The following is a 24601-nucleotide window of genomic DNA, read 5'->3' as shown; positions in this document are numbered from 1 at the left end:
GGCGTGATCACGGCGGGTTCGGGGTCACCAGGGGACGGGGCCTGCGTCCTCGAAGAACGATCCGGTCGGGCCGCCGTCGGGCAGTGTGGCGAGCCGGACCGCCACGGCCGCGCCCTGCGCAGGGGTGCGGGGTCCGTGGAAGCCGTTGAAGTCGGTGGCGACCAGGCCCGGGCAGACGGCATTGATCAGGATGTCCGTGTCGGCGAGATGCCGGGCGTACTGCACGGTGACGGCGTTGAGGAACGACTTCGACGGCGCGTAGGCCGCCATGACGGGGCCGATCTCGATGCCCGGGTCCGCCTGCCGGGTCAGGGAGCCGACGGAACTGGAGACGTTGACGACACGCGGCGACGCCGAGCGCCGCAGCAGCGGCAGCATCGCGTTGGTCACCCGGATGACACCGACGACGTTGGTCTCCACCACCGTCCGGACCATGTCGAGGTCGAGAGCGGTCGGGTCCTGTATCCACCCCGGCCCCGTCTCTCCCGAGATGCCGGCGTTGTTCACCAGGACGTCCAGCCGCCCGGCCTGCCGGTCGATCAGTTCCGCGGCATCAGCGACGCTCCGATCGCCGGTCACGTCCAGCGGCACCCCGAACGCGTCCACCCCGGCGGCGCGCAGTTCCTCGACGGCGGACCGAAGCCGCGCCTCGTCGCGGGCCCCCACGCCCACGCGGTACCCGAGGGTGCCCAGCCCGTTCGCGATCTCGTACCCGATTCCCTTGTTCGCGCCGGTCACCAGCGCGATCTTCGTCTCGTTCACGCCGTCGATGCTCACCCGCGGAGGAACGACGCATCCAACACCGATTCAGTGCCCTGTCATACCCGGTGGGTATCACACGTAGGCTGAGGTCGTGGACACCCTGGAGACCCGCGAGCTGAGGTACTTCATGGCCGTCGCCGAGGAACTGCACTTCGGCCGCGCCGCCGAGCGCCTCGGCATGGCCCAGCCACCCCTGTCCCGGGCGATCCAGCAGCTCGAACGGCGCCTCGGCGTCTCCCTGCTGGAACGCAACCGCCGCGGCGTCTGTCTGACCGGCGCCGGAGAGGTGCTGCTGCACGAGGGGCGCGCCGCCCTCGACGCCACCACCGCGGCCGCTCGCCGCACCCGTCGTGCCGGTGGCGTCGGCCGTCCGGGCGGCCCGCGCAACCGTCTGATGCTGGCGGTGAAGGCCGCCGCGTCCCACGAACTGCTGCAGAAACTCCTCGACGCCTACGCGGCCGAACCCGACGCCGCCGAGATCGAGGTGCTGCCGAGCGGCATGTGCGAGCAGGAGGAGATGCTGCGTGACGGCCGCGCAGACGTGGCACTCATGCACACGCCGTTCAACTCGCTCGCCGGGTTCGACAGCGAGGAACTGATGGCCGAAGGGCAGATCGCCGTCCTGCCCGCAGGGCACCCTCTCGCCGCACGCGAGGCCTTGTCCCTGGCCGACGTCGGCGACATCCCCGATCTTCCGCTCGCCCGCTGGCCCCGCCACGGCACCTACCCGCCCGGCCCGGGCCCCGAGATCCACGACCAGACGCAGCTGGCCCAGCTGATCGCCCTCGGACGCACCATGGCCGTCTTCCCCGACTCCGCCCGCGCCTGGCTGTGGGCCGAGCACGCCGCCGTCCCCCTCACCGACGCCTCTCCCGTCGTCACCCACATCGCCTGGCCGCCGCACAGCCGCTCCCTCGCCCTCGCCGGGCTGATCCGCACCGCCACACGGCTGTGAACCCGAGCCGGGGCACGCGCCCGGACCGGGTGGGGGCCCGTATCCCCCTTCTCAGGACGCCCCGATCGTCCGACTGATCGGTCGGCTCCGTCCCGACCGTTGTTCCAGCCCGCGCGATCACCTGGTCGGGTGGGCCGGTTCGGGCCGGCTCGTCCGGGTGCACGAGGTCGCCGGACCGCAGGCCGGCAGCCCATGCACCCAGGCAGGCCGCCCCCGAGAGGCACCGGTCCGCACACCCTGCCGGAAACGGTGCCGATCCCGGATGCCGGGCCTCGGGTCCGGGGGCCGACGGCCACCTTGCTTGGGCGAACGCCCAAGGCGTACGCTTTGGGCGTTCGCCCAGTAGAGGGTGCGGGGAACACCGCCCGCCCGGAGCGCCGCCGCGCGGGACGCCCGTCGGTGCCGCTGGGGCCACACCGGACCAGGAGCATTGAGAACGCGACATGGAAACCACACCGGAAGACCGCGGCGGCGTACGACTGCGCGGCGTGAGCAAGACCTACGGCACCGCCGAGGCACCAGTCCACGCGCTGCGCGGCGTCGATCTCGACATCGAGCCGGGAGAGCTCGTGGTCGTACTCGGACCGAGCGGGTCCGGCAAGACGACCCTGCTCAACCTCATCGGCGGCATCGAATCGGCGGACGCCGGCCGGCTGACCGTCGCGGGAGAGGAGCTCACGGAGCGACAGCCCGCCCGACTCGCCGACTTCCGACGGCAACACATCGGATTCGTCTTCCAGTTCTTCAATCTCGTACCGACCCTGACCGCACGGGAGAACGTCGAGGTCATCGTGGAACTCACCGGCCGCGGCGACCGTCGGCGGGCGGCGGAGCTGCTCACCGCCGTCGGCCTCAGCGACCGGATGGACCACTTCCCCGCCCAGTTGTCCGGCGGCCAGCAGCAGCGTGTGGCCATCGCCCGAGCCCTGGTCACCGACCCGGACCTGCTGCTCGCCGACGAACCCACCGGCGCGCTCGACACCGCCACCGGCCGCGCGATCCTGGAGCTGGTGCAGCGCAGCAACCGCGAGGGGCGCACCGTGCTGATGGTCACGCACAACGCCGGGATCGCGGCGATGGCCCACCGGGTCGTGCACATGCGCGACGGGCGCGTCGAGTCCGTCGAGCGACAGTCCGTCCCGGCCGACGCGGCCGCCGTGACCTGGTGAGGCGCGCCGTGCGACACATCATGTTCACCAAGACCCGGCGCGATCTGCGGCGCCGGCTGAGCCAGTTCACCGCCGTGGCGATCACCGTGATGCTGGGCGTCACCCTCTTCATCGCCAGCTACGACGCCTACCTCAACCTCAGCGCGTCCTACGAACGCACCTACAGCCGACTGCACTTCGCCGATCTCACCGCGACCGCCCCCGACGCACGGCCGCTCGCCGCCCGGGCCGAGGACCTCTCCGGCGTCGCGGCGGTGACCACGCGCACCCAGGCCGACGTGCCGCTCGACATCACCGGCCAGAAGCTCCAGGGCCGCGTCGTCGGACTGCCCGACGACGCCGAGGCCCCGGCGGTGAACCAGGTGGAGATCACCGCGGGCCGGACGCCGGCCGCGGGCGACTCGAACGGCGCGGTGCTCGAACAGCACGCGGCCCGCACCTTCGGCCTCCGGCCCGGCGACACGGTGCGCGCCTACGACGGCAGCGGCTGGCGCACCCTCACCGTCCGCGGCATCGCCGTATCACCCGAATACCTGTGGCCCGCGCGCGACCGCCAGGAGGTGCTCGCCGATCCGCACTCCTTCGCCGTGCTCTACGTCCCCGAGACCACCGCACGGGCACTGGCGGGAACGTCCGCTCCGAACCAGGCTCTGGTCCGATTCACCCCGGACACCGGCGACAAGGACGGGACCCGGGCGACCTCCGCCCTGCGCGCCGCGGGCGCGGTCCATGTGCAACCGCGCGCGGACCAGCCGTCCAACTCCGCCTTGGGCGAGGACCTCAAGGGCTTCTCCGAACTCGCCGTGGCCTTCCCCCTGCTGTTCCTGTCGGCCGCCGGCGTGGCCGCCTACATCCTGATCACCCGGCTGGTGCTGGCCGAGCGCCGGATCATCGGCACGCTGCTCGCCGCGGGTGCCCACCGCGGCGCCGTCGTACGCCACTATCTGGCGCACGCCGTGATCGCGACCACGGCCGGCGCCGTGGCCGGCGTCGTCCTGGGTGCCGTGGCCACCTCCGCGGTGACCCGCGCCTACACCTCCGCACTCGACATCCCCGACACCGTGGTCGGACGGCACGTACCGACGAGCCTGCTCGGCCTCCTGTTCGGGCTGGTGGTGGGGCTGGTGGCGGGCGGGGCCCCGGCGCTCGCCGCGGCCCGCACGGCACCCGCCGAGGCGATGCGGGGCGACGGGAGCCGGACCCCGCGGCCCGGACCGATCGCGCGGCTGCTGGCCCGGGCCCGGCGACTGCCGGTCGGTTGGCGGATGGCCCTGCGCGACCTGGGTCGCAGCCGGCGACGCACCGTCGCGACGATGAGCGGCGCGGTGCTCGCGCTCGTCCTCGTGCTGACCTCGGTCGGCATGCTCACCAGCATGCGGGCCATGATCAGCCGGCAGTTCGACCAGGTCCAGCGGCAGGACGCCACGGTCACGGCGGCAGCCGGCACCGAGGACCTCGCGGCCCGGCTGCGTGCCGCGCAGGGGGTGACCTCGGTGGAGCCCTCGGTCACCCTGCCGGTCACGGTCTCCTCCGCGCACGGCTCCTACAGCACCTCCCTGACCGGATACCGTCCCGACACGCAGATGCACCGGTTCCTGCGCGCCGACGGAGTGGCCCAGCAGTTGCCGGCGCACGGTGTGCTGGCCGGCGCGGCACTGGCCGACCGACTGGACGTCTCGACCGGCGACCGGATCACCCTCACCGGGCCCGACGGTCGAGCCCGGCAGGTCACGCTCGCCGGATTCGTGCACGAGCCCATGGGCACCGTGCTCTACGGCTCCGTCGACACGGTCCGGACCGTGACCGGTGCGCAGCCGGACACCTACCTGCTGCGGTTCGCCGACGGCGCCGACCGCGCACACCTGCGCACGCAGATCACCGGCCTCGACGGCGTCGTCGCCTACACGGACGCGCAAGCACTGCGCGACCAGGTGGACCGCTATCTGAACCTCTTCTGGATCTTCATCGGCGCCATGCTGGTCCTCGGCGGGGCCCTCGCCTTCACCGTGATCTACGTGACCATGACCGTCAACGTCGCGGAGCGCACGGGCGAACTCGCCACCCTGCGAGCGGCGGGCGTCCCACTGCGCCGGGTGGCGGGCGTCCTCGCGACCGAGAACCTCACGGCCACCCTGCTGGCCGTGCCGGCCGGTCTGGCGGCGGGCGCGGCGACGGCCTGGGCGTTCCTGCAGTCGTTCAACAGCGATCTGTTCACCATGCAACTCAGCCTCGGCTGGCCGGCACTGCTGCTGGCGGCGGTCTCCGTGGTTGCGGCAGCAGCCGTCTCACAGCTTCCCGCCCTCCGGGCCGTCGGACGACTGGACATCGCACGGGTGGTCCGGGAGCGGGCGCAGTGACGGCGCGCGCGGGTCCCGCGACCCATTTGTCGGTGCGATCGGTCAACCCGTACGATTTGGTCGAACGCCCAAGACGTATTGCGCGTCGCTGACGAAGAAGGAAACGACATGGCGCCGACCTCGCAGGAAACCGGGCGGGAGACCCGAGCCCGGCTGCTGCAGGCCGCAGCCGAGCTGATCGTCGAGGACGGCTGGGGCACGGTGTCCACCCGGCGGGTGGCCGACCGGGCCGGGGTACGGCCCGGCCTGGTGCACTACCACTTCCGCTCGGTGGACAACCTCCTGGTCGAGGCGGCCCTGCAGACGATGCGCCAGGAGGTCGACGGGCTGCTGAGCATGCTGCGCGGCGGCGCCGACACCGGAACCGGGTTGGAGTTCTTCCTGGACCTGGTGGCCCGCTACGCCGCCGACAGCGAGACCACGGCGCTGTTCAGCGAGGCGCTGCTCGCCGCCACGCGGAACGAACGGCTGCGCGAGGAGCTGGCCGGTGCGCTCGGCGAGTGCCGGTCCGCGCTCACCGACTGGCTCGCCGCGCAGACCGGGGATCCGGAGGCGGAGGCCGTCTCCGTGCTCCTGCTCGCCCTGCTCGACGGTCTGGTCCTGCACCACCTGATCGACCCGCGACTCCGCAGGGTGCCGCTGGAGGCCGCGCTGCGCCGCCTCGCCGGGCTCGACGGACCGCCGCAGGCCGACGACGGGGACGGCTCCCCCCGACGTCACACCTGAGTCCGCGAGCCCGGCAGGGCCGGCCTCCTCCTCGCACCGCCGGTTCCTCCTTGCCGGCGCGGGGCCGTGTGGGAAGGTGAGGTGACCGCTGGACGCGTCGCGGTCTCGAACAGGCTGTCCGCGACGGGGCCCGACCGCACCATGAGCCTGTCGGCCGTGCGGAGGGGCCCGACCGGCCCTGCACGGCGGGAAGTGGTGGCCGGCGCCGAATCCGGGCGGCGGCCGCAGGTGATCCTGCGGCTGGGGTACGCGCCGCCGACGCCCCCGACACCGCGCAGGCCCCTGCCCGAGGTGCTCCTCCCCGCTGCACCCTGACGGTCCGGCACCCGGAGGGAGCCCGCGCCGGATCCCGACGCCACCTCGGCCGGGCCCTCCGGCACCTGCCCGAGAGACGTTCGGCCTGCCGACAGGGGCTGGCCAGCTCTGGGAGAGCCGCGCGCGGCCGGGCAGGCTCTGAGTGATCACGGATGGAGGACGCCTGATGAACCGTCTCAAGAGCAGGCCGGATGTCGATGTCCAGGTGGAGACCCGGGGGCAGGTCCCCCGGAACGCGGCGCGTTACGCGCAGGACAAGACGCTCACCGTCATCGAGCACGTCGGCGAGCCGGTCCTCGCGGCGCAGGTCAAGCTGAGCCTTGCGGCCAACCCCGCGGCGGCCAGGCCCGCCCACGCGCAGGCCGTGGTGAACCTGAACGGACGGCCGGTGAGGGCACACGTGGCCGCCGACTCCCTGTTCGAGGCCGTGGACCTGCTGCGCGACCGGCTGGCCGCCCGCCTCGCCCGCGCGCGGGGGCACCGGCAGGACCGGCACCACGGGACCGCCGAGTCCCGCTCACGGACGGCCGGGGACGGCGCCGGTCAGCACCACCGGCCGGTGCGCCACCACGTGGTCCCCGAGGACCGCAGGATCGTACGGCGCAAGTCGTTCGGTCTGCCGCGGCAGCCGGTCCACGACGCGGTCGTCGACCTGGACCTGCTGGACTACGACTTCTACCTGTTCACCGACGCCGTGTCCGGGCAGGACAGCATCGTCTACCGCGACGAGGACGGCCACCACCGCATGGCGTCGGCGAGCGGACAGGACGGCCGTCTCGTCGAGCCGGAGGGAGCGGGTACCGGCCCGGGCACCGTGCCGGTACCCGAGATCGGTGTCACGGACGCCGTGGCCCGCCTGGAGCTGGCCGGCCTGCCGTTCGTCTTCTTCACCGACCGGACGACCGGTCGCGGCAGCGTTGTCTACCACCGCTTCGACGGGCACTACGGTCTGATCGTTCCCGCCGCGTAGTCCCTCCCCGGTTCCCGGGCCGGGCCGCACACTCGACGTGCGGCCCGGCCCGGGGCGCTCCCGCCACGGGAGGCGCCGGGGCGGTGACGGGGGGAGCCGGAAAGAAATCTCCTCGTTCAGCCCTGTGCCGAACGCCTTCGCCGGGCCGGGTGGCATCGTCGTGCCGGGGAGACCACCGCCGGGTCGCGCACAAGGTGTTCACACCCGGCCGCGCGGTGGCGTTCCGCGCCGTCAGGGCCGCGTGCCGGTGCTGCCGTGGAAGGGCTGCCGATGGGCGACCCTTCGTCACAGCCGACGGGGCCTCGTCGTCAGCGGGTAGCATCGGCCGCGCCGGGCATCACGGCTGCTGCCGAGCGGTCGGCTCGGCCTGGGGACGGACGACGCGGAAGGGTGGGGGCACCGGTATGACGACGCCATCGGATGGTGGCCGGGATCAGCAGGCGGTCCTGCGGGACCTGGAGACGATGCTGGACGCGGTCACCGACCACGCCGTCGTCAAGCTCGGGCCGGGCGGTGACGTGGTCCGCTGGAGCCGCGCCGCCGAGGCGATGACCGGCTACACGGCGGACGAGGTGGTGGGGCGGCCGGTGTCGGTGCTGCACACCGCAGAGGACCGTGCGGCCGGTCTGGTGGAGCAGGAACTCGACAGTGCCCGGCAGGACGGGCGGCGGGAGTTCCAGGGCTGGCGGGTCCGCAAGGGCGACGGGCGGTTCCTCGCCAGGGTCACGCTGACGCCGGTACGCGACGACGCCGGGTCCGTGACCGGGTTCGTCAAGGTCCTGCGGGACGTGACGGAGAGCGCGCGGGCCGAGTCGCTGTTCCACGGTCTGCTGGAGTCCGCTCCGGACGCCATGGTCATCGTGGGGCCGGACGCACGGATCGTCCTGGTCAACCGGCAGGCGGAGACGCTGTTCGGTTTCGAGCGCGACGAACTGGTCGGCCGGGAGATCGAGGTGCTGGTGCCGCCGCGGTTCCGCGACCGGCACATCGGCCACCGCAACGGGTTCCTCTCCGATCCCCGGCTGCGCCCGATGGGCGCGGGGCTGGAACTGTCCGGAATGCGCCGGGACGGTACGGAGTTCCCCGTCGAGATCAGCCTCAGCCCGCTGGAGACGGCCGAAGGGCGGCTGGTGGCCGCCGCGATCCGGGATGTCACTGAGCGCCGGGAGACCGAGCAGCGGCTGCAACGCCAGCGGGACGAGATCCTGGAGCTGTCCACACCGGTCATCCAGGTGTGGGACAAGGTACTGGCGCTGCCCATCATCGGCACCCTGGACACCCTGCGCGCCACCCGGCTGACCGAGGGCCTGCTGGAGAAGATCGCCCAGAACCAGGCCGAGGTCGCCATCCTGGACATCAGCGGGGTGCCCACCATCGACACCCAGGTCGCCCAGCACCTGCTCAAGACGGTGCAGGCCGCCTCGCTGATGGGCACCGTCAGCATCCTCAGCGGGGTACGGCCGGAAACCGCGCAGTCCATGGTCCACCTGGGCATCGACATCGGGCGGCTGCGCTCCCGCAACACGCTGCAGGACGCCCTGCAACTGGCCCTCGCGGTGCTGGCGGAGCGCGCCGCGACCGCGGAGACCGCCGCCCACACGCTGATCGACGGGGAGCCGCGGTGACCGACGACGTGGTTCCGGTCATGCAGATCGGTGACACGCTGCTGGTGGCACTCCAGGGCGATCTCGACGACACCACCGTGGTCCGGATCGAGGACCAGCTCACCCGAGAGGTCGCCCGCACCCGGGCGACCGGGATGCTCATCGACGTCAGCCGGCTGAGCGTGGTCGACTCCTTCATCGCCCGGGTGCTGGCGCGGATCGTGTCGATGGTCCGGCTGCTCGGGGCGCAGGCGGCCGTGGTCGGCATACAGCCGGCGGTCGCCATCACCCTGGTGGAACTGGGCGTGCAGATGGGCCATCTGGACACCGCTCTCAACGCCGAGCAGGGCCTGGCCCTGCTGGAGCGGTTGCGGCGCGCCGACGCCGGTACAGGCCGGCCATGACCACCGGTACCGCGCGGGGCTGGGAACCGTCCGTCTTCGACATCGTCGACGAGACCGACCTGATCCGGGTGCGCAAGGTGCTGCGCTGCGAGGCCGAGGCGGTGGGGCTCAACCTGGTGGACGCGACGAAACTGATCACGGCGGGCAGCGAGCTGGCCCGCAACATCCTCTACTACGCCAACGGCGGCCGCGGCCGGATCAGCGTCGAGCAGGTCTACGGTCAGGGCCGACGGGGTGTGCGCGCCACGTTCGCCGACGACGGGCCGGGCATCGCCGACATCGGCGCCGCGCTGACCGACGGTTTCAGCACCCGCGGCAGCCTCGGACTGGGGCTGCCGGGGGCACGGAGACTGGTGGACGACATGACCGTCACCTCCGCCGCGGCGTCGGGCACGACGGTGGTGATCGTGAAGTGGCAGCGATGACTCCGGGGGCCGGGAGCGAGGCGGCGCCGGGTGGACACGAGCACCGCCGGCACACGATCGTCGCGCAGGAGGACGTCGGCGCGCTGCGCCGCGCGGTGGCCCGCCTGGCCGCCGGGCGGCACGTGCTGCGGGAGGGCGTGGCCGAACTGGTGGCGACGGAGCTGGGAACCAACCTGCTCCGGCACGCCCACCCCGGAGGGTACGTGCTGGCCCGCACGGCCGGGGACGGGATCGAGCTGATCTCCGTCGACCACGGCCCGGGGACGACCGCCGCGGCGCTCGCCCCACCCTCCGGGACGGTCCCGCCCGCTGCGGTGCCCTTCCGCGGGGGCGGTCTGGGTGCCGGGCTGAGCGTGGTGCGGCGCAACGCCACCGAGTTCGACTGGTACTCCACGCGCCGCGGCACGGTCGTCTACGTCCGGCTCGGCACCGCGTCCGCCGGGCCTGCGCAGTGGCGGTTCGGCGGCGTCAACATCCCGCTCGGCGGCGACGGCGCCTCCGGGGACGCCTGGGCGGTCGCGCTCGGCCCGCGGGCGGCCGCCCTGGTCGTCGACGGCCTCGGGCACGGACCGGCCGCGGCCGCGGCGGCACGGACTGCGGTCGCCGCCTTCGGGCAGGCGCCCGCCTCCGAACCGGATCTGTCCGTCCGTCACGTCCACGAGGCGATGCGCGGCACGCGAGGCGGTGTGGCGGGTGTGTGCGTGATCGACCCCGGCCGCGGCGAACTCGTCCACGCGGCCGTCGGCAACATCTGCGGCCGGATCCTGACCGGTCCCCGGTCGGTCCATCTGCTGGACCGTCCCGGCACTCTGGGCACCCACCTGCCCCTTCCCACGGTCCATGTGCAGCGTTCCGCCTGGGAGCCCCGATCGACGCTCGTCCTGGTCTCCGACGGAATCCGCTCCGGCTGGAACCTGGAGGACCACCCCCGGCTGCTGGAACGCCATCCGGCGATCGTCGCCGCCGTGCTCCACCGCGAGTACGGCCGGCCCACCGACGACGCCACCGTGCTCGTGCTGCGCCAGGCCGGCGCCATGGCATCATGAGTCGGTTCCCGTCATCAGGCGAAACGGGGTCGGACATGAGGGACTTGCCCAACCCGCGCACCACCGACGGCGCACCCGCCGCGGCCGGGCCCCAGGCAGAACTGGAGCGCCGCGCGCGGCTGGTGGACGAGCTCGGCCAGGAGCTGGAGGACACCAACCGGGGACTGATCGCCCTGCACACCGAGCTGGAGGCCGCACGGGAGGCCGAGGCTCGGCTCGCGGCCGTCGTGGCCTCGTCCGACGACGCCATGATCTCGCTGGATCCGGACCTGCTCGTCCGGACCTGGAACCCGGGCGCCCACAGACTGTTCGGCCACTCCGAGCAGGAGATCCTCGACCGACCGGTCCAGACGCTCATGTCCGGGACGGCCTTCGACGCGCTGCGGACCGCGACGGAGCAGATCCGTTCCCAGGGACGCACGGACTCCTACCCGAGTCGCTGGCGCCGCGCCGACGGCACGGAGGTGGACGTAGCCGTCACCGTCTCCCCGATGCGCGACCAGGAAGGCTCCCTGATCGGCTTCTCGACGACGGCACGGGACATCACCCATCAACTCGCCGCGCAGGCCGAGCTGGCCGCCGCCCGCGCGGAGCGCGAGGTGATGGCCGACCGCGACCGCATCGCCCGGGACCTGCACGACATGGTCATCCAGCGGGTCTTCGGCGCCGGGCTCGCCCTGCAGAGTATCGGCGCCCGCCTCGACCGGGCGGACACCGGCGACCGCATCAACAAGGTCATCCAGGAACTCGACGCCACCATCCGGGAGTTGCGGGGCACGATCTTCAACCTCAACCAGCCCGCCCAGAGAGCGGCGAGCCTGCGCGCCCAGGTTCTCGGCGAGACGACCGCTGCCCAGGACCGGCTCGGTTTCACCCCCACGGTCGGGTTCGACGGCCCGGTCGACGCCGCGCTGCCCGACGAGACGGCCGCCCACCTGCTCGCGGTACTGCGCGAGGCCCTGTCCAACGCCGCCCGGCACGCCCACGCCTCCGCCGCCTGGGTCACCGTCCGCGCCGGCGACGAACTGCTGCTGGAGGTGCACGACAACGGCCGTGGCATCGATCCGGCAGTCACCCGCAGCAGCGGTCTGACCAACCTGCGCCGCCGCGCGGAGAGTCTGGGCGGCACCTTCGAGGTGACCGGCCGTCCCGGCGGCGGCACCCGCCTGTGCTGGCGCATCCCCCTCGCCTCCCGCGACCCGGCCCACACCCCCTGAGAGGCTCCCCGAAGGCCGGACCGGGTGCGGACGCGTCCGGTGCCGTGCGTCCGCGGGCATGCGCGGCGTCCACGGCGGCGCGTAGACCACTGCGGCCCAGGTCGCCACGTGCGTGAAGTCCGCAACCCAGCAGCGGTTCGGCGCGCTGGCGACGAAGTCGCGCTCGACGCGGTCGGGCGCCCGCTCGGCTTGCTGGTCGGGGAGCGTGGTGCGAAGAAACTCGCCGCGGCCTTGAGGATTTCGATGGCCCGCTTCAGCTCGGCGTTCTCCTTCTTCAGCGCTTTGAGCTGGGCGGACTCCTCCGTCGTCGTCCGCCGCATTCTCTGGGGGTCACCGTGTGGCGCGAGGCAAGTGGAGACCACTTTGTGCAGCTCAGCGCCGGTGTGATCGACAGTATCGTGTGCAACACCTGTGGCGCCACTGCCGGTTCGCCAAGCGGGATTGCCGACCCCGCAGCAGAGGTTCGGTGTCAGTGTCCGGCGCCCTTCGCACGGATGTCGGAGGCTGGCGGCACGGGGGTGGCAACCAGCAACAGTGCGGCAAACACAAGGGGAGCAGCTGTCTGGTACCCGATCCACACCTCACCCCCGGCACTGCCGTCCTGCCACGCCATCAGTAAGCCGACAAGCGCCGTCAGCACCCAGCCGCTGTCGTAGGCAACCATGAGCCGCATGTAGGTCCGGATCGGGCGACTGCGCACAAACTTGATCTCGATCCCGCCGCCGATCAGCAGGGCGACGCCGGAGACGGCCATCAACCAGGCGGACACGCCAAGTAGATCGCCAAGCCAGGAAGCGCCAATTAAGTAGGCGGCACCGAGCACTACCTTGAAGACACCGTCGGCGATGATCCCCGCCAAGCGACGCCTCGCTGACGGTGTCGCAGCCTGGGCCTGCGTGCGTCCTACGGCACGCTACGAGCGGCCAACCCGACCGCGTCCCGCTACCCCCATACAAGTCGGCGGTTCGGTTCAGCCCCCCGCGAGCAGGCACCTTCATCGGTGACCCATATATAAAAGATCTTGTATCTTGGTATACTCTAGTTGATACACAAAGGAGGCGCCCATGAGTCGCACCGTGATCGACCTCGACGACGAGGCCCTGGAAGAAGCGGCCAAGGAACTCGGCACCACGACCAAGCGCGAGACCATCAACACCGCCCTGCGGGAAGTCACGGCCCGTTACCGGCGTCTGCGCGCACTCGACGAAGCCCGCGAGCTGGTGGCCGACGGCGCGCTGGACATGGACCTTCTCCTGGACAAGAGCAAGTACCGGCCCACGAGCACGGCCGACGCCACCCCCGACACCGGAGCGCATGAGTGACCGTCGCCGATTACCTCATCGACACCTCCGCGCTCGCCCGCGTCCTGCTCCGCCAGAACACGGCCGACTGGGATGACAGGATCGGCGCCGGCCTCGTCGCGATCTGCGACATCACCGAACTCGAGGTCCTCTACTCAGCCCGTTCGGCCGCAGACCGTACGCGTTTGAAGGCGGCGCTCGACGCCCACTACGTCTGGTGCCCCGTGCCGGACGGCGTCTACCGGCGCTCCCGCGTCGTCCAGGAACAGCTGACCGCCAAGGGTGAGCACCGCAGCGCAGGCCCCGTCGACCTCCTGGTGGCTGCCGCCGCCGAGGAAGCCGGGCTCACACTGCTCCACTGCGACCACGACTTCGACACCATCGCCCGCACCACGGGACAGCCGGTCCGCACGATGGACCTCAGGCAGTAGAGCCTCCACAGCCGCACAGTCGGCGATGAGGCGCAGGGTGGCCCTATGGCAACGGCCTGTCGAGAACTCAACCAAAGCCCGGGCGCCCGAGCCGCAGGATTGACCGGCCAACCGGGAACTCACCCGCGGCCCATAGCGTTCGTCAACCTTGCTCGTGACCCCTTGCTCTCGGTCCCGAGTGGCCGAGGACGCACTTCGGATGTACGCCAGGCACCCATGCAGCACTGAGCCCGCACCGTGCACCCTGCCCTGAGGTGACCTCGAAGGCAGACTTCGCCGTACCCGTGTCCTCACAGCGTCCCCACATACGCCCCCGGCCCGTCGTTGAGGCCGCTCCTGGGCCCCTCCCCCACCACGCTCCGGCGCATTCACACAGGTCAGCGCAACGGCTGCCCCCATCCGTCAACTCGCCGCCGAGCTCACGAGCAGCGGATTAAGTCCGATGAGCCCGAGTTGACGTTCCAACACCGCAGAAGAGACGTTTCCGCAGGTCAGAAGCGTGCTAGGTGGGGCGGGTGGGACTCGAACCCACGGCCGACGGATTATGAGTCCTTTGAGGATCTTGGCGGCCCTTGCTTTTCTATGCTCACCATTGACGTTTTCCCTGCTCAGAGCGCGTGCAGCGCGCTCGTTCTCAGCAGCCTTTGTCAGCCTGTTCCTGTCCTTGCGTCCCCAACGCGTCCCCAACACGTCCCCGCGGGGACGGACTCCAGTACCTGGGGAAGGATCCCGGCAGGTCGGACTCAGCGGTCGAACTCGCCAGCAGCGGATTCTGCTTCCAACGCGGAGAGGCTCCGCCCCTGAACCGGGGCGGAGCCTCTGTGGCCTTTCCGCAGGCCAGGTGCCTACGCAGAGTTTAGCCCCGTTCACGTGGAGCCAGCGGTCACAGGATCCATCGAGCCGCCAGCGGTCCGGCAAAGCAGGGGGCGCTGGCCTGCGCGCTGGCTGGGAACTATTACTCTGAGGTCCGGGTGTCGGCGGGAGTGATGCTGACTGTCCGAGGTTCGCGTTACGGTGGCTGAACCTAGGAGCGAGGGAGGCGTGGACCGTGTCGGCGAGCGCCGATCACCTAAAAGCACTGCTCAGCGCGCATGCGGCCGGTGATGATGATCGGTTCTACAGCGTTGCGCTGCAGGTGGCGGCGAAGTCTGCGCGACAGGGCCATGGCCGTCTTGCAGCGGAGCTGCGAGAGCTGATCGATACATCGCGTGCGGAGAAGATCAGCCGTCGACCTGCTCCTACTCCAGTTGTGCAGCCGCGTGGGGAGCTGGCGAGTCTGCTCACCGCAGACTATCCAGAGACCCGGCTGGCAGACATGACCTTGGCTGATGAGACGCGGGCGGCCTTGGAGAAGGTGCTGCATGAACAGCGGCAGCGTGGCCGTTTGGAGCGTTTTGGGTTCACGCCGGTTCACCGTCTGCTGCTGTCCGGGCCGCCGGGCACGGGCAAGAGCATGACCGCTGCGGCGTTGGCCAAGGAGCTTGGTCTTCCGCTGTTCACGATCCGCCTGGATGGGCTGATCAGCCGGTTCATGGGCGAGACTGCCTCAAAGCTTCGGCTGGTGTTCGATGCGGCGGCACAGACGCGGGCTGTGTATCTGTTCGACGAGTTCGACGCGCTGGGTGCGGACAGAGCCAACGGCAATGATGTCGGTGAGGCTCGTCGGATCTTGAACTCGTTCCTGCTCTTCTTGGATCAGGCGCCGGCGGAGAGCTTGGTGGTGGCGGCAACGAATCATCGTCGTTTGCTTGACGGTGCCCTTTTCCGCCGGTTCGACCTGGCGATCGTGTATGGGCAGCCGTCGGCGGAGCAGTCGATCGAAGTTCTGCAACGACGGCTCGCCGCGATGGATACCTCGGGGGTAGCGTGGGGATGTCTCGCTGCTCTTACCGAGCAGCTGAGTCACGCTGAGCTGGTCAAGGCGGCCGAGGCTGCTGCCAAGCGGGCGATTCTCGGGGGAAGCGACACTATCGACGCCGACCAGTTGAGGGGCGCCCTGAACGAAAGGCACCTCCTGCGTCATGCCTGAGGGTTCCCCTCCGAGCGTCCCGCATCTTCTGGTTCCGTGGTCACCTCGTACGCTTACGCCCAAGCCGCCCCGGGGGGCTGGGCAGGCGCAGAAGCTGGTTGACCGCTCCTCGGACCGTCCTGGGCATTCGGCTCGATTGATCAGCGGTCTGGAGGATGCGCAGGCGGAGGCTCTCGGTGCACGGGAGTCGTTGGATTCTCGTGATCGTGCGGATGGGTTCGCCATCCGCGTGGAAGCAGCTGCTGAGCATGAGCTGAAGCTGGAGTCGCTCGACAAGTCAGGGCTGACCCTCATGAGCGTCCAAGAGGCGGACGATGAGGGGCCGCAGGAAGCCGTGGTGTGGGTGCCGGACGGGTCGGTACCCACACTTTTGCGCAAGATCGACGAGTTCACCCAGAACACTCAGTCGGGCAAGCCCAAGAACGCGGCACTGGTCGCGAACATCGAACAGATCGAACGTGCCACCGTGGCGAGTTTGTGGCAGGAGCAGGACCCGCTTCCTGATCCCGATATCCCGGTCTGGTGGGAATTGTGGCTTGACCCGGCGCTAAGCGCGACGGATCCCGTGGAAACCCTGCGCCGCCTGTCGCAGGTGCATGGCTGGCAGATGTCGCCGCGTACTGTCGGGATCGGGCATTTCCGGGTCGCCCAATTGCGCACCAATATGCATGGACTGACCCAGATCCTGCGCACGAACGCGTGTCCGTCCGAGATCCGCAAGCCGACATTCACCGAAGAGTTTCACAGCCGTGAGCTGCGGGACTTGCATCGTGACTTCGTGGTCGATCTCGTCGGCCGTCTGCATCCCCCCGTACCTGGAGCACCCGCGATCACGCTGTTCGATACCGGCGTGGACCAGGAGCACCCTCTGTTGCGTCCTGCTCTGCTCGACGCGCACAGCGCCATCAGCGGGGAAGGTCCGGACGACAACGACGCTCGGGGGCACGGTACGCGGATGGCCGGTCTGGCCGTCTTCGGGGATCTTGAGAGTGCACTCACCTCGGCCTCAGAGGTGCATCTTGATCATCATTTGGAATCGGTCAAGATCCTTCCACGCAGGACCCCGGACACGCCGCGGCCGTTTGGAGAGGTGACGGCGACGGCAGTCGCCACTGCCGAAACAGCGAATCCTGAGCAGGTGCGCAAACGCGTGTTCGCCATGGCCGTGACCGCCGAGTCCGGGCAGGGCGTCAACGGAACTGACGGAACCGCGACCCTGTGGTCCGCGTCCGTGGACGCTCTCGCTGTCGGCACCGACGTGGCGGTGACTCACGACCGCATTGATCTGCTGGGACCGCCAGAACCCGGTCAATCGCGTTTGATCGTTGTCTCCGCCGGCAACGTCCGCGACCACCGCGCCACCGACCTCGTCGACGAAAACGAACCCGCCGCATACCTGAACCTGTGTGACACCTCCCGGATCGAGGATCCTGCACAAGCCTGGAACGCGCTGACTGTTGGCGCCCACACAGAGCTTGATCACGTCCCTACCGCCGACGACTTCGCCGGCTATCGCACGGTTGCGACGCCTGGGCTGCTTTCCCCGCACAGCCGCACCTCCGTGATGTTCCGCGACGCTGCGGCCATGAAGCCCGACATCGTGATGGAGGGAGGCAATCTCCTCGTCGATGCCGACCTGACCCAGGTCAGCGGCCACGACGCCATCTCGCTCACCACCACGGCCCGCTCGCACCACGGTCAGCTGCTTACCACCATCGACGCCACAAGCGCAGCGACGGCGCAGGCTGCCCGTCTCGCAGCTCTCGCTTACGCCCGCTATCCGAACCTGCGGGCAGAGACCATCCGCGGCCTGCTGGTGCATGAAGCTCAGTGGACCGACGCAATGATCAACGGTGTCTACAACCGCAACGGCCGCCGCAAGATCGGTGCGGGCCAGCTCGCCCGCACCGTGCTGCGACGCTACGGCTGGGGCGTGCCCAGCCAAGAGCGGGTGTTGTCGAGTACCACAAGCGCCGTCACCATGATCATTCAAGGCTCGTTGAAGCCTTTCGCCCGTGACGGCAAGTCGGTGCGTCTCGGCGAGCTGAAGCTCCACGAACTGCCTTGGCCTCGTGAACAGTTGCTGGACCTGGACGCCGAGGACGTACATCTGCGGGTGACGCTGTCCTACTTCATCGAACCCAATCCCGGCCGACGCGGCATGCTCGGGCAGCACACCTACGCCTCCCACCGCCTCCGCTTCGCCCTCAAAGGCCCCTTCGAGACCATGCAGGAGTTCGAGGGACGGATCGCTCAAGCCGCCCAGGCAGAAGACGACGCGCGTACGAGCATCCGGCCCTTCGACGCCGACAGGAACTGGCTCGTCGGCCCAACCAATCGCGACCGTGGCTGCCTGCACGCCGACATCTGGAGAGGCACTGCCCGGGAACTGGCGGACTGCGGTGTCCTTGCCGTCTATCCCGCCGGCGGCTGGTGGAAGTACAACAACAGCTCCGACCGCGTCGGCAGGAGCGTCACCTACGGCCTGATGGTCTCTCTGACCACGCCTGAAGTCAGCGCCGACCTGTACACCCCCACAGCCGTCCAACTCGGTGTCCCCGTACCTGCTGAACTCCACACCGCAACAGACACAGCCATCCCCCTCGATGCACGCCTGTTCTGATGATTGGGGAACGGCGAGACAGGAACGGGTCTTTCCTCGATTAACCTCACCCCCGGGATCCCGGATGCAACACAGACCGATCTGGAGAGAGTGAGCCGGACTGGGCGACCGCGCACCGGGTGCAGTTCTCGAGCGATTCCGGAATGTCCGGCTGCAACCGCCGCGCGTGGAGGCGGTGGAGGTGGTGTTCGGGCAGTTCGCCGACACCCAGAGGGCCGGGCAGGCCAACGACCCAGCCATGGTCGGGGAGTTCAAGAGGGCCACGACCGCGCCGGGGCGGATGGGCTGCTGCTGGTCCCGCACCGCCAGGACGCGGTGCGGGACCAGCACGCTGCCTGCGGACGACTAAGCGATCATGAAGATCGTGGCCGCGATGCTGCTCCGAAGACCATGCACTACCGCTTCCTGCACGTGCCTGCCGTGATCGTGCATGGCCAGCGCCGCCGAAGATTGAAGATCCCCGCAAGCTGGCCCTGGGCCGAGTAGATCGTCACCGCGTTCCGCAGCCTGTGGGCCCTGCCCCACCCGACCTGACCCCACCACCCCACTAGCGCCGAGAGGAGGCCCCGCAGCACCCCCGGCCCCGTGGAAGCTGGCGCCACCAGCGCGACAGCCGACGCGCACCTCTATCTGGCAACGCTCGACGGGAAGGACAGAAGCGACATCACGGGCACAAAATCAACCGATAGCAGCCATGGACGATGTAGCCGGGACGTCATTCCTGCGCGGAGGCGGTCAACTCCATCATCGCGAGCAATGCTCATTACCTGTGGATCGGCTCGGGAGGGCACACGCGGAGGGCGTACCTTCCCGAGTGATCGATTGACTGGTATCGAGTAGGCCCGCGTTGCCGCGCGGGTCGGGAAGGCACGCCCGTGCTCAGCGTAGTGAACGCCGACGGCACCACCGCCAACGGCTCCTCTCTGATCGACGAGATCGTCCGCGATGGCGCACGAAGAATGCTGGCCGCCGCGCTGGAGGCTGAAGTCAACGCATACATAGCCGAGTTGGCTGACCAGCGCGACGAGAAGGGCCACCGCCTGGTCGTGCGCAACGGCTACCACCAGCCGCGCCCGGTGACCACGGCGGCTGGCGTGGTCGAGGTCAAGGCGCCCCGGGTGAACGACAAGCGCGTCGATGCGGCCACGGGCGAGCGCAAGCGGTTCTCCTCGGCGATCCTGCCGCCGAAGAGGTCTTGTGCCGCTCAACAGTACAGAGTTGGGATCTATTTTGGAACGGATTGAAACGCCCGCCCTAGCAGACGGGGGGCCTCCTGCGCTCCTCGCGCGCACCTCGGGCGACGGCGGTCAGGACCGCCAGCTCGTCGGCGCGCTGCTGGGCCGCGTCGGCGATGCGCCGGGCCTGGTGGGCGAGGCTGCGCGCCTGCATGAGGGCGTGGTGGTTGTCGCGGGGGTCGAGGTAGATCTCCGCGCCGCCGATCTCGTTGAGGAGTTCGGTCACGATGTCGTCCCGCACGTGCTCGGCGTGACCGAGGCCGTCGAGGTCGCGTTCACGCTCGGCCTGGTCCTTGAGGTCGGCGATCTGGATGAGCATGTCGCCGACGCCCTCGGGGTCTTCGCGGTAGAGGTCAGCAAGGGTGCGGAGCTGCTCGTGGGCGGCGGCGCTGCCGTCGAGCACAATCGCGCCCTTGTGCGCGCGGCGAAGGGTGGGCAGGTAGCTCATGTCGTCCTTCCGGGTCCGAGGGGGCCCTTCCCCCTCTTTCTGGTTCTATTCTATATGCAATACCAGGGATGTCCAGATTCCTGGCGAAAAATTCCTTTGGGGCCTAAGTTTTCTGCTGCCTGCGCGCCTTGGATTCGCGCAGTGCCTCACGCACGGCCCGGCGGGCAGACTCCACCGACTCCGGCCGCTCCTCGACCTGCTGGCGGCGGCTGGCCGCCTCCTCGTGCCACTCGTCCCAGAAGCGCCCGTGCTCCTGATGCTCCGCCGCCTTCGCCTCCTCCCGCTCCCTCTCACGCCCCGCGCGCGGGTTGGTGCCGCACCCACGGCAGGAGGCAGCAGGACGGCCCTGGTGCCGCGCGCAGCCCTTCTGCGGCACCTCGCGGTCCGGCGTCGGGGTGTCTGTCGGAGCGGGCGCAGGCTCCCCTACGGCGTCAGCCGTGGGGGTAGGGGGGAAAGGAAGGACAGAGGAAGAACCAGGAAAGGAAGGGGTTTCACCGCTGGAACCCAGTGGGTTCCCCCCGTGAAACTCATCGGGTTCCACCGGTGGAACCCGGCCCTCTGTCCCCTCCGGGTTCCCCCCGTGGAACCCTGCCTCTCCCTCTGGGTTCCCCTGGTGGAACCCTGCCTCCACCTGCGGCTTCTCAGCCCGCTGTTGCCGTTCGGCCTCGCGGGCTTCGACGTCCTGGTAGGTCATCGCGGGCTTGGCCGGAGCCGAGCGCACCACTCCCGAGCGGGCCTTGCGGGGGTTCTTCGGGGCGGCCTTGCGGGCCTCCGCAGCCTCCTTGAGCTCCGGCGTGGTCGGCGTGGGAGGTACGCCGAGCGGGAAGACCCGGTAGACGGCGGATCGACCCGCCTTGCCGGTCTCGACCCGTTCGACGAGGCCCTTGGCTATCAGCTCCGTGACGATGGTGATGGCACGTTTGTCGGTCACGCCGACCCAGGCAGCAAGGCGGGTCAGGCCGGGCCGCGCGAGACGCGTCTCGTCGTCGGCGCTGTCCGCGATCTTCATGAGGGCGAGCTTCTGGCTCTGGCTGAGCACATCAGGCGGCAGATACGCCGCGGCGATCATCAGTTGGATGGACACGGTTCCCCTTGGGCGGTACAGGTGTGGCGGCAGGACGGGCGCCCCGCCCGTGGCTCACGGGCGGGGCTGAGGAGTTCGGGGTTCCGGGTCAGGCCGGCGCGACGTTGATGACCGGAGCCGTCTTCTTGCCGGTCTTCCGCCGCGGGACGGGCAGCCCGGCCGCCTTGAGGTTCTTCACCATGCGATCCGCGTCTGGCTTCATCGGTACGGGGATGCCAGCGACCTCGTGGAGGTCGACCATCGCCTCCACGTCGTCCTTCTCCTCGTCGTTCCCGCCGCGCCAGGAGAGCTTGTTGGGCCCATAGGTCCCGGCCGGGGACTGGTCCAGCTTCTTGCGCGCGAACGTCTTGATCCGGTTGCCTTCGCTGGCAAGTTCGTGTCCCTTCACGTAGTCGATGAGCGCCTGTTCGCGGTCGGCGTCGTTGTGGATGAGGGCCGTCTGCTCCGGGACCCCCGGGGCTGTCCCCGGCCAGCACAGGGAGCGGAAGGGGCAGTAGTCGCAGATGGCGTCGAGACCCGGTCCGTTGAAGTCACGCGGCATCTCTTCGGGGTCGCTGGTCTCGCGCACGCGCTCCACCCACCACTGGGCCTCGGCGGCCCGCTGCGGGTCGAAGTCGATCTCCTGGATGTGCTCGGCGCCGCTGTCGCGGTTGATGAACCGGAAGCGGATGCGGCCGATGTCCAGCGGTCCCAGTCGAGACAGGTACCGCTGGCCCGGTACGTCTTCGAACCCGACCTCGTGCAGTGCACCCGCGTACAGGTGCACCTGGCGCAGTTCGGCGGCCGTGGCACCGTAGCGGAGGACGCGGTCCCACATATACGTGGACTTCGTCTTCACGTCCTCCACGGTGAGCACATCAGCGGGTATCGCCGGTCTGTGCCGGGCGGGCAGGCGGGCGGCGGTCACCGCGTCGAGCTGGACGACGTCGACGTGCCCCCGGATCAGGTCATCCTGGACGCTGCGCTCAACCAGCCATCCGTACTCCGTGCGCGCCGACTCCAGCAGGCCGTAGTGGATGAACGTGCCGAGGATCGCCGCGCGCTTGTCGGCGTGGTCGGTCGGGGTGACGCCGTGGAGGATGTAGGCGGCGCGTCGGCCGCACACGGTGTCGGATGCCCCGAGCTGAGTCTGTCGGGAGCGGGGGCGGCGAGCGTCGACGTAGTGGGCGGCGTCCCAGATGGAAGGGGCGACGCCGTCAACGATGGTGGCTACGGACATGAGGGTTCTCCAAGAGGTGCGTGCGGGCCGGTCACTGCTCGGCGTCCTCGTCCTGCTCGGCGGCCTTCCGCTTGGCGGCGGCGCGGAGCTTGTCGGCGTCGGTCAGTGGGCCCTCGCCCATCTCCGAGCGCGGGTTGTCCAGCTCGGCCGCCCTCTGCTCGGCGGCGGCCCGGACGGTGGCGATCTCGTCCCGGCTGAGGCGGTTGGCCGGGTCGGGGACCGAGCGCCACAGCGCGCCGAGGGCTTCCTTGTCCTTCAGCTCGGCGATGCGGGTCAGCCACGGCTGCACCAGGTCACCGGCGAGCGCGGGCATCACGCGCGGCTGGGATTCGATGGAGCAGCCGAGCCCGTTGAAGACCAGGTCCTCGATGCTGAAGTCCCGCAGCGTCAGGGGCTTCCTCTGCTCCACGCGCATGCGCAGGGACCGGACCTTGATGATCTGGGGGTCGGCGTCGCGCTTCATCCGCACCCAGCAGGTCGAGTCGAAGCCCAGGTCCTTCTGAGCTGAGACCTTCCACTCCGTCTGGTTCTGGATCGGCTGGCCGTTGTCGTCCGTGGCGCTGACCTGCTTCCCGCGGGCGAGGACGATGGCAATGCCGGGGAGGGTGCGCAGCAAGTAGATGATCCTGTTCCACCGCTCCAGCGCGTCGTTCCACAGGTTCCGGCCGATGTCGTAGGCGGCGTCGGGGTCCTCCTGGAGCAGCTTGCGGTTCTTCCGCGTCCTGCGGCCCCGCTCGTACGTCCAGTTGGTCAGCATCCGCCACAGGGCCGAGCCCGAGTCGATGGTCAGAACGACCGGCGGCTCCCCGGCCGCTGCGGCACGCCGGGCTTCGGCGTGCACAGCCTCGACCTGCTCAAGGATGTCCCGGTAGGTGCCGTCGTGCTCGATGATCAGGTAGTTCGCGCCCTCGATCGCCGCGTACTCGTCGGCCGACCCCTCATCGAGGTCGATCCAGTACATCTGGCCGATGCGCTCAGAGGCAGAGAACTGGGCGGCCGAGTAGGTCTTGCCGGCGCCCTCCTCCCCCTCGATGAGGATCAGCGGCCACGGCACGATGCCGGTCGGCTTGCGGGTCTTGAGCTTGATGGCGGGCGGCTTGGCGGCGCCCGCTGGTGCGTTCACGATCTGGCTCCAAGAGGTCGTGGTCAGTCCGTGCGCAGGGCTCGGACTTCGAATAGCGGGGACCACTCCGGGTGTTCGGCCAGCAGGAGCCGGACGTACCGGGAGCGGTAGTCGTTGTTCAGCGCGAACTCGTCGCCTCGGGTGGCCGCGCCGTACTGATAGCGCAGGAGCTCGAAGAGCATCCCGATGCCGATGCGGCCGAACCCCTTCTCCGCGCAGTCGGCGGTCATCCGGGCCAGCGCCCTGAGGACCCAGGGGTTGAGCGCGTGGAACGCCTCGAATCGCTGCTGGATGGTCAGGTTGCCGACATCGGCGGGGTGGCGAACGGGCTGGATGGTGCCGAACAACGGCGGCTGTTCGATCAGCAAGGCTCTCCCCCTCAGAGATAGTACGAACGCCCTGGAGTGTTGGAATCTATCTCTGGGCAGGAGGAATGTCGATCGACAACGCCATCGACCAACACCCGGCGGCCCTCTCGGACTGGACACTCGACCCCCCTACCGAATGAAGCGCACCCTCACTGGGTATGCTTCTATTCTATATGCAAACAGGAGTTAGATCAAGAACAAGTGGCCTTCCATGCAGGCTAGTTGGGGTTCTTGCTGGCCGCCTTGCCTCGCGGCACGATCCTGGCGCCGGGACCGTCATACGTGCCGTCGCGCAGCGCGGCCAGGACCCGTTCATCGATCGCCCAGTCCACACCCCGGGCCCCGGCCTGGAGCGCGGGAACGTCCTCCACGACCGGCTCCAGGAGCCAGATCGGCGAGCCGGACAGGGTGTAGTCAGCAGGACGGAAGCGGCCCGTGCTGACCGCCTTCCTCAGCAGAGCCCCGGAGGGCAACTGGAACAGCGCCACCAGCTCGGCTTGTCCGACCAGAGGCGGAAGCTGGTCGACCTCGCCGACCCAGTACCCCGGGTCCTGCTCCTTGACCAGCCGCGCAAGCTCGACCTCGTTGACGTACTTCGTACGCGGGGTGGTCTGCCCGAAGCCCTTCACGAACTGGAGAAGCCAGTAGGGCGAGCCGCTGATGATCTTGGCGTACCGGTAGTCGAGCGTGTGGTCACGGCTGATCCACTGACTCACCTGGAGCCGCTTCACGTCGTACAGCGCGGCGAACTCCGCCCCGCCGGCCAGGTACGGCTTCCTCATCGATGGCC

23 protein-coding genes and 3 pseudogenes are annotated in these 24601 nt (G+C 69.8%); 16 read left to right on the top strand and 10 right to left on the bottom strand.

Features of this window, described 5'->3' with window-relative positions:
• Window positions 1–24: 24 nt before the first annotated feature.
• Complete coding sequence (locus JS756_RS11590) at window positions 25–762, bottom strand: SDR family NAD(P)-dependent oxidoreductase (RefSeq protein WP_205382959.1); 738 nt, start codon at window positions 760–762, stop codon at window positions 25–27.
• A 91-nt stretch (window positions 763–853) separates the two neighbouring features.
• Here JS756_RS11590 and JS756_RS11585 point away from each other — a divergent pair, with 91 nt between their 5' ends.
• From JS756_RS11585 to JS756_RS11540, 10 genes are all read left to right on the top strand, one after another.
• On the top strand, window positions 854–1717 hold the full coding sequence (locus JS756_RS11585) for a LysR family transcriptional regulator (protein ID WP_205382958.1): 864 nt from the start codon (window positions 854–856) through the stop codon (window positions 1715–1717).
• Between the two features lie 443 nt (window positions 1718–2160).
• Entirely contained in the window at window positions 2161–2886 is a 726-nt protein-coding gene (locus JS756_RS11580) for an ABC transporter ATP-binding protein (protein ID WP_205382957.1), read from the top strand.
• Window positions 2887–2894: 8 nt separating this feature from the next.
• Window positions 2895–5243 (top strand): ABC transporter permease, encoded by a 2349-nt coding sequence (locus JS756_RS11575; RefSeq protein WP_205382956.1) that lies wholly within the window; start codon window positions 2895–2897, stop codon window positions 5241–5243.
• A 108-nt stretch (window positions 5244–5351) separates the two neighbouring features.
• Window positions 5352–5969 (top strand): TetR/AcrR family transcriptional regulator, encoded by a 618-nt coding sequence (locus JS756_RS11570; RefSeq protein ID WP_205382955.1) that lies wholly within the window; start codon window positions 5352–5354, stop codon window positions 5967–5969.
• Window positions 5970–6450: 481 nt separating this feature from the next.
• Complete coding sequence (locus JS756_RS11565) at window positions 6451–7254, top strand: sigma 54 modulation/S30EA ribosomal C-terminal domain-containing protein (RefSeq protein WP_205382954.1); 804 nt, start codon at window positions 6451–6453, stop codon at window positions 7252–7254.
• Between the two features lie 404 nt (window positions 7255–7658).
• Window positions 7659–8879, top strand: a complete 1221-nt coding sequence (locus JS756_RS11560; protein WP_205382953.1) for a PAS domain S-box protein — start codon at window positions 7659–7661, stop codon at window positions 8877–8879.
• Entirely contained in the window at window positions 8876–9262 is a 387-nt protein-coding gene (locus JS756_RS11555; RefSeq protein ID WP_205382952.1) for an STAS domain-containing protein, read from the top strand. Before JS756_RS11560 ends, JS756_RS11555 begins: the two co-directional genes overlap by 4 nt.
• Window positions 9259–9687, top strand: coding sequence for an ATP-binding protein (locus tag JS756_RS11550; protein WP_205382951.1), 429 nt, complete (start codon window positions 9259–9261; stop codon window positions 9685–9687). The genes JS756_RS11555 and JS756_RS11550 overlap by 4 nt, the downstream gene beginning before the upstream one ends.
• The gene (locus tag JS756_RS11545) at window positions 9684–10733 is read left to right on the top strand and encodes a SpoIIE family protein phosphatase (protein WP_205383133.1); all 1050 of its coding nucleotides are present in this window, start codon (window positions 9684–9686) and stop codon (window positions 10731–10733) included. Before JS756_RS11550 ends, JS756_RS11545 begins: the two co-directional genes overlap by 4 nt.
• 35 nt (window positions 10734–10768) lie before the next feature.
• Window positions 10769–11950, top strand: a complete 1182-nt coding sequence (locus JS756_RS11540; RefSeq protein ID WP_205382950.1) for a PAS domain-containing sensor histidine kinase — start codon at window positions 10769–10771, stop codon at window positions 11948–11950.
• A 78-nt stretch (window positions 11951–12028) separates the two neighbouring features.
• Here the strand turns inward: JS756_RS11540 and JS756_RS36680 are convergent.
• The 3 genes and pseudogenes from JS756_RS36680 to JS756_RS11535 all read right to left on the bottom strand — a co-directional run.
• Window positions 12029–12178, bottom strand: a pseudogene (locus JS756_RS36680) (IS3 family transposase); the annotation flags it as partial.
• Window positions 12160–12261: pseudogene (locus tag JS756_RS38545) on the bottom strand (XRE family transcriptional regulator); the annotation flags it as partial. The pseudogenes JS756_RS36680 and JS756_RS38545, both read right to left, overlap by 19 nt.
• 158 nt (window positions 12262–12419) lie before the next feature.
• Window positions 12420–12809, bottom strand: coding sequence for a hypothetical protein (locus JS756_RS11535; protein ID WP_205382949.1), 390 nt, complete (start codon window positions 12807–12809; stop codon window positions 12420–12422).
• Between the two features lie 205 nt (window positions 12810–13014).
• On the opposite strand from JS756_RS11535, the gene JS756_RS11530 reads away from it, so the two are divergent.
• From JS756_RS11530 to JS756_RS11505, 6 genes and pseudogenes are all read left to right on the top strand, one after another.
• The gene (locus tag JS756_RS11530) at window positions 13015–13272 is read left to right on the top strand and encodes a type II toxin-antitoxin system VapB family antitoxin (RefSeq protein ID WP_205382948.1); all 258 of its coding nucleotides are present in this window, start codon (window positions 13015–13017) and stop codon (window positions 13270–13272) included.
• A complete protein-coding gene (locus JS756_RS11525; protein WP_205382947.1) occupies window positions 13269–13682 on the top strand; it encodes a PIN domain nuclease in 414 nt (137 codons plus the stop codon). The genes JS756_RS11530 and JS756_RS11525 overlap by 4 nt, the downstream gene beginning before the upstream one ends.
• A 1048-nt stretch (window positions 13683–14730) precedes the next feature.
• A complete protein-coding gene (locus JS756_RS11520; RefSeq protein ID WP_128803106.1) occupies window positions 14731–15711 on the top strand; it encodes an AAA family ATPase in 981 nt (326 codons plus the stop codon).
• Window positions 15704–18334, top strand: a complete 2631-nt coding sequence (locus tag JS756_RS11515) for a S8 family peptidase (RefSeq protein ID WP_498063047.1) — start codon at window positions 15704–15706, stop codon at window positions 18332–18334. The genes JS756_RS11520 and JS756_RS11515 overlap by 8 nt, the downstream gene beginning before the upstream one ends.
• A 166-nt stretch (window positions 18335–18500) precedes the next feature.
• The gene (locus JS756_RS11510) at window positions 18501–18683 is read left to right on the top strand and encodes a hypothetical protein (RefSeq protein WP_205382945.1); all 183 of its coding nucleotides are present in this window, start codon (window positions 18501–18503) and stop codon (window positions 18681–18683) included.
• Window positions 18684–19209: 526 nt separating this feature from the next.
• Window positions 19210–19518: pseudogene (locus JS756_RS11505) on the top strand (transposase); the annotation flags it as partial.
• A gap of 70 nt (window positions 19519–19588) precedes the next feature.
• Here the strand turns inward: JS756_RS11505 and JS756_RS11500 are convergent.
• From JS756_RS11500 to JS756_RS11475, 6 genes are all read right to left on the bottom strand, one after another.
• Complete coding sequence (locus tag JS756_RS11500; protein WP_205382944.1) at window positions 19589–20017, bottom strand: hypothetical protein; 429 nt, start codon at window positions 20015–20017, stop codon at window positions 19589–19591.
• Window positions 20018–20120: 103 nt separating this feature from the next.
• A complete protein-coding gene (locus JS756_RS11495) occupies window positions 20121–21101 on the bottom strand; it encodes a helix-turn-helix domain-containing protein (protein WP_205382943.1) in 981 nt (326 codons plus the stop codon).
• A gap of 88 nt (window positions 21102–21189) precedes the next feature.
• Window positions 21190–22320: a PD-(D/E)XK nuclease family protein gene (locus tag JS756_RS11490; RefSeq protein WP_205382942.1), complete on the bottom strand. Its 1131-nt coding sequence runs from the start codon at window positions 22318–22320 to the stop codon at window positions 21190–21192.
• Window positions 22321–22351: 31 nt separating this feature from the next.
• Window positions 22352–23443 (bottom strand): AAA family ATPase, encoded by a 1092-nt coding sequence (locus tag JS756_RS11485; RefSeq protein ID WP_171053097.1) that lies wholly within the window; start codon window positions 23441–23443, stop codon window positions 22352–22354.
• A gap of 23 nt (window positions 23444–23466) precedes the next feature.
• Entirely contained in the window at window positions 23467–23811 is a 345-nt protein-coding gene (locus JS756_RS11480) for a hypothetical protein (protein WP_164932256.1), read from the bottom strand.
• 218 nt (window positions 23812–24029) lie between these two features.
• On the bottom strand, window positions 24030–24593 hold the full coding sequence (locus tag JS756_RS11475; protein WP_205382941.1) for a hypothetical protein: 564 nt from the start codon (window positions 24591–24593) through the stop codon (window positions 24030–24032).
• Window positions 24594–24601: the final 8 nt, after the last annotated feature.

This window comes from Streptomyces actuosus, assembly GCF_016921115.1.
Lineage (GTDB): Bacteria > Actinomycetota > Actinomycetes > Streptomycetales > Streptomycetaceae > Streptomyces > Streptomyces actuosus_A.
This window is presented reverse-complemented; position numbering and strand designations above follow the sequence as displayed.